The organism is Methylobacterium sp. Leaf93 (assembly GCF_001422345.1).
Classification (GTDB): Bacteria; Pseudomonadota; Alphaproteobacteria; order Rhizobiales; family Beijerinckiaceae; genus Methylobacterium; species Methylobacterium bullatum.
Genome location: NZ_LMMS01000001.1, coordinates 751,853 through 764,892, shown reverse-complemented (window position 1 = coordinate 764,892; position 13,040 = coordinate 751,853). Strand labels below are relative to the sequence as shown.

Here is a 13,040-nt window from a genome sequence, read left to right as displayed (position 1 = left end):
TCGTCAGGTCGGAAAGCGGCGGAAGATCAGGACGCGGCGGGGATGATGCCGGGGCGCTCGGCGGGTTCCGGCGCATAGATCCGGATGGCCTTCGGCACGACCTTGAAATGGGCCGGCGTGTAGGTGGAGAGCTCCCCGTCGGTGTTCACCGGGCGAGGCTTCTTCGTCTTCACCACGATCTCGGTGGTGTTGAAGGCGCGCACGTCGGCGGCCTTGCCCTGGGTGCCCCGCCTGAGTGCCGGCAGCAGCGCGATGAGCCGCCACCAATGCTTGACCTCCAGGCTGTAGAAATCGAGCTTGCCGTCATCGACGGTGGCGGTCTCCTCAACGGTCATCCCGCCGCCGTAATGGCGACCGTTGCCCACCGAGACCTGAATCGTGGTGATGGTCTCGGTCAGCCCGTCATGTTCGAGATAGACCGTGAAGGGACGCACCCGCCGCAGGACGCGCAGGGCGGCAATGGCATAACCGAGCGTGCCCCACTTCTTCTTCGATTCCGCGGTGAGGTCCCCGGCGAGGTCGGCCGAAAATCCGATGCTCGCCACGTTGAAATAGTAGCGGCCGTTGACCCAGCCGAGATCCACCGCCTGGGGCCGCGCCGTGCCGATGAGCTCGGCCGCCTCCACCGGGTCGGTGGGCAGGCCGAGGGAACGGGCGAGGTCGTTGGCGGTGCCGAGCGGCAGGATGCCCAGCGGCAGACCGGTCTCCACCAGGGCCGGCGCGGCCGAGTTCATGGTGCCGTCGCCGCCGCCGAGGATGACGAGATCGCACTCCTTCGCGTGGCGCTTGATCACCGCCGTGCAATCGGGATCGCCCGGCGGCTCGAACGGCTCGATGCCGGCGGCACGCAGGGAGTCCCGCACGGCGTCGAGGGAGAACGAGCCGTTCCGGGCGTTCGGGTTGACGAGGAGAAGAGCCCGGCGGGCGGAGGCGGCGCTCACGAGGCTGACTCCGGGAAGGGGCATCTCGAGATGCCGCATGAGATCATCGCAACAACCACGTGTTTCAGAACCCCCCGGTGCGTTCGCGCCGCGTCAGCGCAAAGGCAGAGAAGGAGTCCGACATCGCGGCCGACGCCTCGGCCGCCAGAGGGGCCCGGACCCGTCAAGCTCTCCAGAGGTGGGCGCTTCCACGCCGATGGCAAGAGGCAATATTCTGGAGGAAGGCCGGTTGCGGTAAGATGGCCAGGCGCAACCTCGGCCGACGCCGATCGCAGATGGCTGGGAACAGCGGGCATAGCGCGAGGAACGGTGCCCGATCGAAACCGCCTGGCAATGCCGCGTGCTAGGTCTCACACCTCGACGCGACCCCGTCGCGAACGGCCCGCCTCGACGCGGGCAACCGAACGCCCGACCTTGACGTTTCCCTCTGGCCGGACGCTGTCATGCGGTCGTGCCCACCCTCCACGTCGCTCGCGACAGCGGTGAGATGCCATGCGCTACGGATTGTTCTCCACTTGCTCGGCGGCCCTCCTCGGGGCTCTGATGTCCACCGGTAGTGCTGGGGCACAGGGCCGTCCGGCCTGGGTCGATCCTCCTGCCAAGGCCGATACGAAGCCCGAACCGACGGGCGACGCGAAGCCCGCCTCGCCCCAGGCCGTGCAAGAGGCCCCCCAGGCGAGCCCGGCCCAAGCGGTGAAACCTGAGATTACGCCGAGTGCGACCTCCGTCGCGGAGAGGAGCGCGGAGGCACCACGGCGGACACGTCGCGGCAACCGCCACGCTGAGGTTGGGATCAGGCATTCCCCCCGCCGCCTCTCGCAGGTTCCGCCGAACGCCCTTCCCCTTACCGTCTCCCCGGGCGCACCGTCCCCGGCCATGGCGATGGCCTCCGAGGACCGCTTTCCCGAATGGGCGCGCAAGGCCCAGAGGCTGAACGAGGATTATCTCGACGCAATCTCCGAGCCCGGCGACGGCATGGTCGCCGCCGCACCGCGTTTCTATGCTGAGTCCGTGCGCTTCCACGGCCGCACCCTGTCGCTGGCAGCGCTGATGGCGGAGAAGCGCCGCTTCGTCCGACGCTGGCCGGACCGCCGCTACGTGGTGCAGGACGGGTCCCCGCGCACGGCCTGCAGCGTCGGCACGAGCAGTTGCATCGTGCGCTCCACCTTCGATTTCCGTGCAGCGAATCCGAGGAACGGTGCCCGCTCGCAGGGCGTGGCGGAACTGACCCTGGAAATCTCCTTCGCCGGACCGCGCCCGGTGATCATATCCGAGTCGAGCCGTGTCCTGCGCCGCTTCGCACCGGGTCCGCTGAGCGCCGCCGCATCGACACGGCCCGGTGCCTGAGCCACAGTCCAATCGATGAACGCGACCGCAGCCAAGACACGCGCGACGAACACGTCACGCGCATCGGACAAGACATCCCCGACGACGTTGTCCGACGAAGCCGAAGCTCCGGCCATCGTCGCCGCGCGTGCGGCACGGGAATCGATCCGGTCGATGATCGAAGCGGAGATCCGCCGCCAGGACGCGTTTCCGGTGGCTCGCCGGACGCTGCAGCTCCTGGCCGAGGCCGTGGTCGAGCCCGCCGCCGAACCGCCCTTCTACAGGGTCGTCGATCGCACCGGGGCACCGCGACAGGGTGAGACCGGCCCACCGACCCTGGAGGACCTGTTCGCCGAGTTGCGTGAGCGCCATGGCGCTCTCTTCGTGCCGGTGCCGCCGAAACCCGTGGTGGAAATGCCGCCCGAGCCCACCGCGTCGGACGAGATCAAGGCGGCGACGGCGCGGTTCGTGGGATCGCAATCCGAACGAGCCCGCTCGGTGATGGCCCGCTCGGTCGCCAGGGGACGATCGGCCGCGGCTACTGTCTCTGCGAGTCTGGCGGGAACGCTGAGCACCATCCGTCACTCTCTGGCCGATCGCCCCACCGGTGGGCAGGGGTCGAGCCCGCAACCGACCTTGCGCGAACGCGGCATGCGCATCGGTGCCTCGTTCGGCGACAGGGCCCGCGAGACGGTCGCCATCGCCCGTGAGCGTCTCTCGGGCCTCGCCGCAGGGGATACTGCGGCCTCTCCCTCGGCGACGCCGGTTCAGGGAGGACAACCGGCCCGCTGGCCCGGGCTCGTCGCCCGCGCCGGCGACCGGCTGCGCCGCCTTCGCCGGGATGATGGCACGATCCTCACCCGGCCGAGCACGCTCGCGGGCGTGGGCCTGCTCGGCGGCCTCGCCCTCGTCCTGCTCCTCACCCAGGGCGGCGGGGACGACAGGCCGGCCTCCGCCCCCGATGCGGAGGCTCCCCGGCAGGAGGCGAAGGCGCAGGATCCGGCCCCGGCGACACCGCCGACCGAGACCCAGTCGGCACAGAACCGGCCCTCCACCATGGCCAATCCGCGCGAAACGGTGTCCCCGACGGCGCCCCCCGGCATTCCCGCCGAGGAGCCGAGCCCACCCTCGGCGGAGGAGAGCCGGACGAAGCCGGCGGAGCCGTCCAACGCCATCACCGGCAAGACCGAGGTGATCGACACGGCGACCCTGCGCGTCGGCGGCAAGCTCGTGCGCCTGTTCGGGGTGGAATGGGTCCGCGGCGGACAGCCGGAGGAACTGACGCGCTACCTCGCGGGGCGCCCGGTGACCTGCCAGCCCGTGGCCGGAAGTGCCGCCTATCTCTGCGCAGTGGAAGGCCGGGACCTATCGGAAGTCGTGCTCTTCAACGGCGGAGGCCGTGCCTCCTCAGAAGCCACCCCCGATCTCGTCGCCGCCGAGGACCGTGCGCGGACGGAGCGCCTGGGGGTCTGGGCGCGCTGACGCGAGGACGATTCACCTTGCATAGGGCCAGACGCTCGGCCTCAATGTCCCATCCGGAAGGGCAGTGGGGACAGGCATGGATCTCTCGATCGGGTTGAGCGTGGTGGCGGTGGCGCTCGTCATTCTCGTGGTCGTTACCCTCGCCATCGGCATCAACATCATCCCGCAGGGCCACGTCTACACGGTGGAGCGGTTCGGCCGGTACTCGCGCACCCTCGAATCCGGGCTCGGCCTCATCGCCCCCTATATCGAGCGGATCGGACGGCGCGTGAACGTCATGGAGCAGGTCATCGAGGTGCCGAGCCAGGAGGCCTTCACCCGCGACAATGCGGGGGTGAAGATCGACGCGGTGGTGTTCTACCAGGTCCTCGACGCAGCCAAGGCCTCCTACGAGATCTCGAATCTCGAAACCGCGATGATGACGCTGACGATGACCAACATCCGCACCGTCGTCGGCTCGATGGACCTCGACCAGCTGCTGTCCCACCGCGACGAGATCAACGAACGCCTGCTCCATGTCATGGATGCGGCCTCCTCACCCTGGGGGGTGAAGATGACCCGGATCGAGATCAAGGACATCCTGCCCCCCGCCGATCTCGCCGGCGCCATGGCGCGCCAGATGAAGGCCGAGCGCGAGAAGCGCGCCTCCGTCCTCGAAGCCGAGGGCCATCGTCAGGCCGATATCCTGCGCGCGGAAGGCCGTAAGCAATCCGCCATCCTCGAAGCCGAAGGGCGGCGCGAGGCCGCGTTCCGCGATGCGGAGGGCCGTGAGCGCAGCGCCGAGGCCGAGGCCCGCGCCACGAGCCTCATCAGCGAGGCCATTTCACAAGGCGACCTCGCGGCGGCTAACTTCCTGGTGGCCGAGAAATACGTGGACGCAATCAAGGCGCTGGCCACCGCGCCCAACCAGCGGGTGGTGGTGGTGCCGATCGAGGCGGCGTCCCTCGCCGGTACCCTCGGTGGCATCGCGGAGATCACCCGCGGCGTGTTCGGCGAGGGCGCAGCGCAGCAGAGAAAACCGTCCGGCCTGCCGCCGACGATCGGCCCGAGCGGGGGAGGGGCCGCGTGATCGTCGATGGCGTGACGGCGCTGGGACCGGTCTGGACCTGGATCCTGATCGGGCTGGTCCTGATGGGAGCGGAACTCGCGCTCTCGGGCGTGTTCCTGGTCTGGCTCGGCACGGCGGCCGTGGTCACGGGGCTCGAAGTCGCCGTGGTGCCGATGCCGTGGCAGGCGCAGATCATCCTGTTCGCCGTACTGTCGGTGGGACTCGTCGTGCTCGCGCAGAAGCGGATGACCGGGCGTCCCAACAGCCTCAACCGGGGCGCGCAGGGCCTGATCGGCCAGGAATTCCACCTCGACGCCGCGATCGCGAACGGGCTCGGACGGATCAGGGTCAATGACACGCTGTGGCGCGTTTCCGGTCCCGATGCACCGGCCGGCACCCGCATCCGGGTCACCGGGATCGAAGGAACCGTGCTCACCGTGACGACGGCCTGACGGAAGTAGGAAGCCGGAGGGACGCAGGCCCCTCCGGTTTCGTGACGAGCGCGTTCAGGCGACGCTGATATCGACCTGGATGTTGCCGCGGGTGGCGTGGGAATAGGGGCACACCACGTCGGCGCGCTTCACCAGATCCTCGGCCTTGTCCCGCTCGATGCCCGGCAGGGTGGCCTTCAGGGTGACGACGAGACCGAAGCCCTCACCGTCGTCACGCGGGCCGATGCCGACGGAGGACTCGACCTTGGCGTCCTCGGGGATCTTCACCTTGTCCTTGCCGGCCACGAACTTGATCGCGCCGAGGAAGCAGGCAGCATAACCCGTGGCGAAGAGCTGCTCGGGGTTGGTGCCGTTGCCGCCACCGCCGCCCAATTCCTTCGGCGTCACCAGGGTGACGTCGACGGCCTTGTCGTCGGTGGAGGCGGAGCCTTCACGGCCGCCGGTGGCATGGGCGTGGGCGGTGTAGAGTGCCTTCATGGTCGGTCATCCTGCTTGAGATCGAAGGGGGTCGCGTCGAGGAAAGATGGTCTCTCGAGGGGACAGGGAAACCCGTCCGCCGGTGGGAAACGTCCACCATCACGAGATCCGGTCGAAAACCGAAACTAGCTTGCGCGCAACTGATATTCCATATGGCACCAAACAAGATTGCGCGCAACCCTTATGCGAGAGTAGCGTGAACGCTGGTGACCATTCCGCATTATCAATTAGATAGGGTAGTTGGGCCGGACCCGACACCGGACCCGACCAACATGAGGGAGGCCCCAGGAATGGCAGGCCGACGCACCACGCAAGCAGCCGCCATCGACGACGTACCGACCCCGGGGCGGGGCGTCGACGGTCAGTTGTGCTTTGCGGTCTATTCGGCGGCCCACGCCTTCGGGCGCGCCTACCGGGCGCTCCTGACCGCCCACGACCTCACCTATCCACAATACTTGGTCCTCCTCGTCCTCTGGGAACAGGAAGGGCTGACGGTGAAGGAGATCGGAACCAAGCTGTTCCTCGATTCCGGAACGCTCACGCCCCTGCTGAAGCGTCTGGAGGCGTCGGGTCACGTCCGCCGCGCCCGTGACCGGGCCGACGAACGGCAGGTCAGCATCTTCCTGACGCCCAAAGGGCGCGAACTGGAGGGGCGGATGGATTGCGTCCCCGGCCTTGCCGGAGCCCTGACGGGGATGTCGGAGGATGGGCGCCAGGCGCTCCTCGATTCCCTGGTGATGCTGCGGGGCGCGCTTCACGACAACGTGGCCGGCACGGCGGCGGCGTCCACGGTCCCCGAGCCGTACGAGGAATGGAAAAAGGCCGCCTCCCGGTAGGGGAAGCGGCCTTTCCGATCACGGGTCCTAAAAGGACCGGATTCGACGCTCAGTTCTGGGTCTTGAGATAGGCGATCACGTCGGCGAGCTTCTTGTCGTCCTTCAGGCCGGGATAGACCATCTTGTTGCCGGGCACCTTGGCCTTCGGGTCCTTCAGCCACTCCTTGAGGTTCGCCTCGTCCCAGGTGATGCCCGAGCCCTTGAGGGCGGCCGAGTAGCTGTAGCCCTCGTAGGTGCCAGCCTTGCGGCCGACGACACCCTTGAGGTCGGGACCGACGCCGTTCTTGACGAAGTTGTGGCAGGCCTTGCAAGGCGCGAACGCCTTCTCGCCGGCTGCAGCGTCGCCGGCTTCCTGGGCCTGTGCGGAGATCGGAAGCATCAGAGCGAGCGCGGCGCCGAGGATGAGGTGACGCATTGTATTTTTTCCTCCGTTGGGCGGCATAAGCCAGCCGAGCTTATGGCAGAGCTTTTGGTTTTAGAACAGATCGAGACTGGGAACGTTCCAAACTCGCCTAGGGTCCGTGCGGCGAAACGAAGCCCGAAACCGGCCCTTCCGCCCTCCGGAAACGTCGACGCATCCGATCCTGATGCATCGAAACCGGTTATCGTTTAGATATCTTCCAATTCCATTGTCCTGAACGGTTCACGGCTCGTTTTTAGTCCTTCCAAGCTGAGCGGTGGCTGAAGACAGGTCGATGCGTCGAGGAGCGCCCGCCCATGTCGATCGCCTTTCCCATGCCCGATCCCGATATTCTTGCCCGCCGCGAGACGATCATCGCCGGCCTGCGGCCGCTCGTCGCGGCCGAGGCGTTGATCGTCACAGAGGACGAGCGCCGCGCTTTCGAGACCGACGGCCTGACCGCCTATCGCAAGATGCCGCTGGCCGTGGTCCTGCCCTCGACCACCGCCGAGGTTTCCGCCGTGATGGCCTATTGCCACGCCAACGGCGTGCGGGTGGTGGCACGCGGGGCCGGCACCTCCCTCGCCGGCGGGGCGATCGCCCAGGAAGACGCGATCATCCTCGGCGTCGCCAAGATGACCCGCGTCCTCGACGTGGATTTCGAGAACCGCGTCGCGCGGGTCGAATCGGGCCTGACCAACCTCGCCATCTCGGGCGCCGTCAGCCACGAGGGGTTTTTCTACGCGCCGGACCCGTCGAGCCAGCTCGCCTGCACCATCGCGGGCAACATCGCGATGAATTCGGGCGGCGCGCATTGCCTGAAATACGGGGTGACCACCAACAACCTTCTGGGCGTCACCCTGGTGATGAACGACGGCACCGTGGCCGAGATCGGCGGGGCCCATCTCGACAGCGCCGGCTACGACCTCCTTGGCCTGATCTGCGGCTCGGAGGGTCAGCTCGGCATCGTCACCGAGGCGACGGTGCGCATCCTGCGCGCGGCGGAAGGCGCGCGCCCGGCCCTGGTGGGCTTCTCCTCGGTAGAGGATGCGGGCGCCTGCACCGCCGCCATCATCGCTGCCGGCATCATCCCCGTGGCCATGGAGTACATGGACCGCGAGGCGATCCTCATCACCGAGGATTTCGCGCAGGCAGGATATCCGCGCGATGCCGAAGCGATGCTGATCATCGAGGTCGAAGGCTCGGACGAGGAATGCGAGGCGATGCTGGCCCGGATCGAGGCCATCGCCCGCGACTACCGGCCCACGAGCATCAGGGTCTCGAAATCCGAAGCCGAGAGCGCCGCGATCTGGAAGGGCCGCAAATCCGCCTTCGGCGCCACCGGCCGGATTTCGGACTACATCTGCATGGACGGCACGATCCCCACCGGGCAATTGCCGCTGGTGCTGGAGCGCATCGGCGCGATCTGCGCCGACAAGGGCCTTCGCGTCGCCAACGTGTTCCATGCGGGCGATGGCAACCTGCATCCCCTCATCCTGTTCGACATCAACAAGCCCGGCGAGTTGCAGAAGGCGGAGGCCGCAGGCGACGAGATCCTGAAGCTCTGCGTGGAGGTCGGCGGCTGCCTCACCGGCGAGCATGGTGTCGGCATCGAGAAGCGCGAGCTCATGCGCTTCCAATATGCGCAGGCCGACCTCGACCAGCAGATGCGGGTCCGCAACGTGTTCGATCCGAAGTGGCTGATGAACCCCGCCAAGGTGTTCCCGCTGGAGGGGCGCGTTGCCGCTTGAGGCCGGCGCGCCGCGCAACGCGGTTTCTCGCGATCCCGCCGAACCAAGCCCGGAACGCTAAGCTCCGGGCCGGTGTTTCCTCCCCGCACAATCGTGGAGGATGATCATGCGCATCGTTGCAACGCTCTCGGCCCTGGTGCTGCTCACCGTGGCGAGCACGGGAGCGGCCGAAGCCAAAGGCTGCATCAAGGGCGCGATCATCGGCGGCCTCGCCGGGCATTACCTGGCCGAACGCGGCGTGGTGGGTGCGGTCGCGGGCTGCATCGGCGGTCGCTATCTCGCCAATCGCCGCGCCAAGCAGCAGCGTGAGATCGAGTACGGCTCGCGGGTGCAGCAGCGTGGAGCCGGCTACGCACCGAACCAGGCCTATCCCCGCCGGTCCTACAATTACTGAGATCGACCCGGCGGGACGGGACGGCGACGGGACTACCCGTTCCGCCGGCCCGCCTCGGCTTGTACGTTCGTCCTTACGGCGATCCAGAGCACGTGCCGGCGTCCGCCGGGATGGGCGGGATAGCGGTGTTCCTCGACATCGAAGCCGAAGCGCCGGAGCCGCTTCTTGAACCGGCGGTCCGGCCCCCCGGACCAGACGGCCAGAATGCCGCCCGGTCGCAGGGCATAATGCGCCCGCTTGAGGCCCCAGCCATCGTAGAGGCGGTCGTTTTCCCGGCGCGTCAGCCCCTTGGGGCCATTGTCGACGTCGAGGAGGATGGCATCGTACTGAGCCTGTCCCGACTGGATGAGGCGGTTCACGTCGGCCTCGACGAGGCTCACGCGCGGATCGTCGAGGCTCCCGGTGAAGAGATGGGCAAGCGGTCCGCTCGCCCAGGCAATGACCGCCGGCATCAGTTCGGCCACGACGACCTCCGCCTGCGGGCCGAGGGTGTCGAGGGCGGCACGCAGGGTGAACCCCATTCCGAGGCCGCCGATGAGGATCCTCGGCGCCGGGTTTCCCTCGAGCCGCGCGCAGGTGACCGTGGCCAGGGCACGCTCCGAATCGCGGTGCCGGTCGTTCATCAGTTCGGCCGTGCCGACCATGATCGAGTAGGCATCGTCATAGCGGACGAGACGCATCGTCTCGACGCTGCCCGGAATGGCGGCGCTGGCGATGGGAATCGCGGAATTCATCGACGGGACGACCTTCACGACAGGATTCAAGCCTCGACGCCGAACGCGTCGCAGCGGAACGCCCCGTAATCGCCCCGCGCCAGCCGCTCGGCCAGGGCGGGCAGGAACAGGGCCGCCTCCTCGGCGAGACGCCAGGGCGGGTTGATGACGATGAGGCCGTTTCCGTTGAGACGGTTCGGATAGGGCTCCGAAATCATCAGGTCGATGCGCAAAGCGGGCCGGGAGAGCGAGCGGTCGAGTCCCGCCACCATGCGGTCGATGAGTGCGGCGTCCTTGATCGGATACCAGCCGAGATAGATGCCCGTCGGCCATTTCGCGACGGCCTTGGCCAGAGCCGCGCCGAGCTTCTCGACTTCGCCGAGTTCTTCGTAAGGCGGGTCGATCAGCACGACGCCCCGCCGCTCGGGGGGCGGGATCAGCGCATGGAGGGCGGTCCACCCGTCGAGATGCATCACCTTGGTGCGCGGATCCTGGTTGTAGCGCTCGCGCAGGAGCTCGGCATCGGCCGGGTGCAATTCGACGAAGACGCCCTGGTCGCTGGGCCGTAGGAATTCGCGGATGATCGCCGGCGAGCCGGGATAGATAGTCGCCCCATGGCGCGCCTGGGTGGCGGCGACGGCCTCGCGATAGGGGGTGAACAGCGCCTCCACCTCGTCGGGGAAGGGCGTATCGAGGCGGCCCCAGCCATCGTGCCACTCACCCGTCCGCCCCGCCTCGTCACCGGTCAGGTCGTAGAAACCGAGGCCCGCATGGGTGTCGATGGCACGAAAGCCCGTGGGCTTGGCCTGGAGATGATGGAGCACACGCGTCAGCACGAGGTGCTTGAGCACGTCAGCGAAATTACCGGCGTGGAAGGCGTGCCTGTAGTTCATGGGCGCAGGTTCCTGGCCTCACCGGCTCGCGTCGACGGCGATCTCGCCCGCACGGCAATTCTGCCGCGCCACTTCGGGGCAGGGCGCGAAGCCGCGCAGATCCTTGGTGAAGCAGATCCGCACCTCCTGCAACTCTCCCCGGGTGCAGGTGACCGACATCATGTCCGGGCGCAGGCCGCGATTGGCCGCCACGAACTGGCGGGCGATATCGACGGGGGCGATGCGCGTGTCGGAATCGGGCTTCACGAAGCCGGCCGGGATGGTCACCGCTTCCCGCGCCTGGGCGGCGGCCTTGAAATACGACATCGGATCGAGGCCCGAACAGGTGCCGTGCTTGCGCCACTCGTGGCGGGCGAGCCCCTCGCTCGGATAGACCTCGCCGGCCAGGTCCATGGCCTGGCGGGTGGGAGAGCGTTCCACGGAGGAGCAGTCGGACGGGTAGCCCCGCGTATATTGCGGCCACAACCCATGGACGACGAAGCCGAGGCCGCGACCCGGCCGGCACTGGCCGTCGGCGTCACGCCGTCCGGCCGTCTCGCAATAGGTCGGCGACCAGGACAAGGCCAGCACATAGAAATCGAACTCGCCGGGCGTGCCGCCGCGTCCATAGCCCTGCGCCTGCGCGGTTCCGGCGAAAGCCGTCAGCGCCAGTCCGGCGAGCGCGGCGACTCGTCTCACGGACGGGCTTCGCGGCAGGCCGTGGCGTAGGCATAGGCGAGGTTGCGGTCGAGGCCGTGGACGCAGAACTCCACGCCCCAGGTCACGCCGATGAAGCCGAGGCCCTCGCGGACGGAATAATCGACCTTGCGCTTGATCCCGTCCGACGTGGTCGCCACCGCGCTGCAGAAGCGGCGGGGGTAGGTGTCGAGGCCCCAGGGGCGCCAGGCCGTCCGCTCGATCCGGTCATAGCCGACGATGGTGAGGCTCGAGTTCCAGAACTTCGCCTCCTTCTCGGCGAACTGGCTCGACATCTGCTCCAGCACCGAGGAATCCTGGCAGCCCGGAATCTGCCCGTCGAAGGGAAACTCACGTTCCTCGGCGGGGGTGATCTCCTCGCGGCCCGAGCGGGCGAAGGCGGGTTGGAGGCTACCCGCGAGGACGAGGCCGAGGGCCAGGGCGGTGACGAGGGAATTCGGGCGCATGCCGGCGTCTTTTCGCTGGAGTCCGTTCATCCGGGGACGATGGCGTCTGTCCGGGCGGTGTCAAGCGCAAGAGGCCGGGCGGCATCGCTTTCATTCCGGCCTGGGGCGACCGGAACACAGTCCGGCCCTCAGTAGATCGGGTCCGACAGGCCCGGGGCGGCGAGGGACAGCGGCTCGTCCGAGAAGCCCGGCGCCGGTTCGGCATAGGTCGGCGCGGAGGCCAGACGCGAGGACTGCGGGCGCGGTACCGGCCGGGCCGCCGGCGTGGAGGCATAGGCGGAAGGCGCCCGATTCGACGGGGCGGCAGCGGACAGGGCGGGGGAGGGCGCGCGGGCGACCTGCGGGCTCGTCCTGGCAGGGGTCCGGTTCGAGGACATCGGGGCCACGCCGTAGGGATCGTCCTCCTCGACATCGAGGGGGGCCTGGGGCGGGGCGGGCTGGCGCTCCACCGGGCGCGGGCGCGAGACCGGCCGGGGCACGCCGTCGGCGCCGAGCTGCGGCGTGAACTTCAGCAGCGGCTGGCAGATGCGCTTGAGGCCGCGCGGGTCGTGGCGGGCGAGATCCACGTGGATATGGTCGTAGTGGAACACGTTGGAGCCGGGGGCGAGCACGGTGGAGAAGCGTGCGCAGGCGCCGATGAACACCTCGCGCAGAAAACCCTGCTCGGCCTCGGTGCCGCGCCAGCCGCCCTTCACGGTGATGACGTAGCCGTCGGCGAGCTTGAACGACATGATGTCGACGGCATTGCCGAACGAATGCTCCGAGAGCTTGGCGCCGGCCTGGTTGTTGCGGCCGCGGCAGGCATAGGAGCCGGCGTTGATCTCAGCTACGGGCTGGCCGAAATACAGGTTGGCAGCGGGCTGGATCGTGTCCGCCAGCCAGGCCTCGGCCTCGGCCAGGGCCGGGCAGGCCAGCGTCATCCGCTGCTTCAGAGCGACGGAGCCCTTTCCGAGACGGGTGATCCGGTAGGGCTGCAGCATGCCGCAGACGCCGGGACCGGCGATCTCCTTCACCGGTGTGACGAATTCGGTGGTCTCTACCAACCGCTTGGCGTTGCAGGCCTGTTCGGTCTGGTCGCGCCAGGCCTCGCGGCTCTCGAACGGGCTGCGTCCACAGCCGGTGAGACCTGCGCCGATAAGTCCGAGAACGGAAAACGCGAGTACGCTACGCCACATGTCGGAACAA

At 68.2% G+C, this 13,040-nt stretch carries 15 protein-coding genes; 7 read left to right on the top strand and 8 right to left on the bottom strand.

Annotated elements, in window-relative coordinates; translation table 11 throughout:
* Positions 1–26: 26 nt before the first annotated feature.
* Positions 27–980 (bottom strand): lipid kinase, encoded by a 954-nt coding sequence (locus ASF26_RS03360; RefSeq protein ID WP_200925878.1) that lies wholly within the window; start codon positions 978–980, stop codon positions 27–29.
* A gap of 453 nt (positions 981–1,433) precedes the next feature.
* Between ASF26_RS03360 and ASF26_RS03355 the strand changes: the two genes are divergently transcribed.
* From ASF26_RS03355 to ASF26_RS03340, 4 genes are all read left to right on the top strand, one after another.
* On the top strand, positions 1,434–2,288 hold the full coding sequence (locus ASF26_RS03355) for a hypothetical protein (protein WP_056249479.1): 855 nt from the start codon (positions 1,434–1,436) through the stop codon (positions 2,286–2,288).
* An 87-nt stretch (positions 2,289–2,375) separates the two neighbouring features.
* Positions 2,376–3,749, top strand: coding sequence for a hypothetical protein (locus ASF26_RS03350; RefSeq protein ID WP_244475802.1), 1,374 nt, complete (start codon positions 2,376–2,378; stop codon positions 3,747–3,749).
* A gap of 76 nt (positions 3,750–3,825) precedes the next feature.
* Positions 3,826–4,818 (top strand): SPFH domain-containing protein, encoded by a 993-nt coding sequence (locus ASF26_RS03345; RefSeq protein WP_056249473.1) that lies wholly within the window; start codon positions 3,826–3,828, stop codon positions 4,816–4,818.
* Positions 4,815–5,249: an NfeD family protein gene (locus ASF26_RS03340; RefSeq protein ID WP_056249470.1), complete on the top strand. Its 435-nt coding sequence runs from the start codon at positions 4,815–4,817 to the stop codon at positions 5,247–5,249. Before ASF26_RS03345 ends, ASF26_RS03340 begins: the two co-directional genes overlap by 4 nt.
* A 54-nt stretch (positions 5,250–5,303) precedes the next feature.
* Here ASF26_RS03340 and ASF26_RS03335 read toward each other — a convergent pair whose 3' ends face one another.
* On the bottom strand, positions 5,304–5,726 hold the full coding sequence (locus ASF26_RS03335) for an organic hydroperoxide resistance protein (protein WP_056249467.1): 423 nt from the start codon (positions 5,724–5,726) through the stop codon (positions 5,304–5,306).
* A gap of 290 nt (positions 5,727–6,016) precedes the next feature.
* On the opposite strand from ASF26_RS03335, the gene ASF26_RS03330 reads away from it, so the two are divergent.
* Positions 6,017–6,562, top strand: coding sequence for a MarR family transcriptional regulator (locus ASF26_RS03330; RefSeq protein ID WP_244475801.1), 546 nt, complete (start codon positions 6,017–6,019; stop codon positions 6,560–6,562).
* Positions 6,563–6,611: 49 nt separating this feature from the next.
* On the opposite strand, the gene ASF26_RS03325 is transcribed toward ASF26_RS03330, so the two are convergent.
* Positions 6,612–6,977: a cytochrome c family protein gene (locus ASF26_RS03325; RefSeq protein ID WP_056249457.1), complete on the bottom strand. Its 366-nt coding sequence runs from the start codon at positions 6,975–6,977 to the stop codon at positions 6,612–6,614.
* A gap of 302 nt (positions 6,978–7,279) precedes the next feature.
* Here ASF26_RS03325 and ASF26_RS03320 point away from each other — a divergent pair, with 302 nt between their 5' ends.
* Positions 7,280–8,713, top strand: coding sequence for an FAD-linked oxidase C-terminal domain-containing protein (locus tag ASF26_RS03320; RefSeq protein WP_056249453.1), 1,434 nt, complete (start codon positions 7,280–7,282; stop codon positions 8,711–8,713).
* Positions 8,714–8,819: 106 nt separating this feature from the next.
* The gene (locus tag ASF26_RS03315; protein ID WP_056249852.1) at positions 8,820–9,107 is read left to right on the top strand and encodes a hypothetical protein; all 288 of its coding nucleotides are present in this window, start codon (positions 8,820–8,822) and stop codon (positions 9,105–9,107) included.
* Positions 9,108–9,139: 32 nt separating this feature from the next.
* Here ASF26_RS03315 and ASF26_RS03310 read toward each other — a convergent pair whose 3' ends face one another.
* The 5 genes from ASF26_RS03310 to ASF26_RS03290 form a co-directional block, all read right to left on the bottom strand.
* Complete coding sequence (locus ASF26_RS03310; protein ID WP_056249849.1) at positions 9,140–9,841, bottom strand: hypothetical protein; 702 nt, start codon at positions 9,839–9,841, stop codon at positions 9,140–9,142.
* A gap of 26 nt (positions 9,842–9,867) precedes the next feature.
* A complete protein-coding gene (gene rlmJ / locus ASF26_RS03305) occupies positions 9,868–10,713 on the bottom strand; it encodes a 23S rRNA (adenine(2030)-N(6))-methyltransferase RlmJ (protein WP_056249449.1) in 846 nt (281 codons plus the stop codon).
* An 18-nt stretch (positions 10,714–10,731) separates the two neighbouring features.
* Positions 10,732–11,391, bottom strand: a complete 660-nt coding sequence (locus tag ASF26_RS03300) for a ribonuclease T2 (RefSeq protein ID WP_056249445.1) — start codon at positions 11,389–11,391, stop codon at positions 10,732–10,734.
* Positions 11,388–11,855, bottom strand: coding sequence for a hypothetical protein (locus ASF26_RS03295; protein WP_018045906.1), 468 nt, complete (start codon positions 11,853–11,855; stop codon positions 11,388–11,390). The genes ASF26_RS03300 and ASF26_RS03295 overlap by 4 nt, the downstream gene beginning before the upstream one ends.
* A 128-nt stretch (positions 11,856–11,983) precedes the next feature.
* Positions 11,984–13,030, bottom strand: a complete 1,047-nt coding sequence (locus ASF26_RS03290; RefSeq protein WP_056148704.1) for an extensin family protein — start codon at positions 13,028–13,030, stop codon at positions 11,984–11,986.
* Positions 13,031–13,040 lie beyond the last annotated feature (10 nt).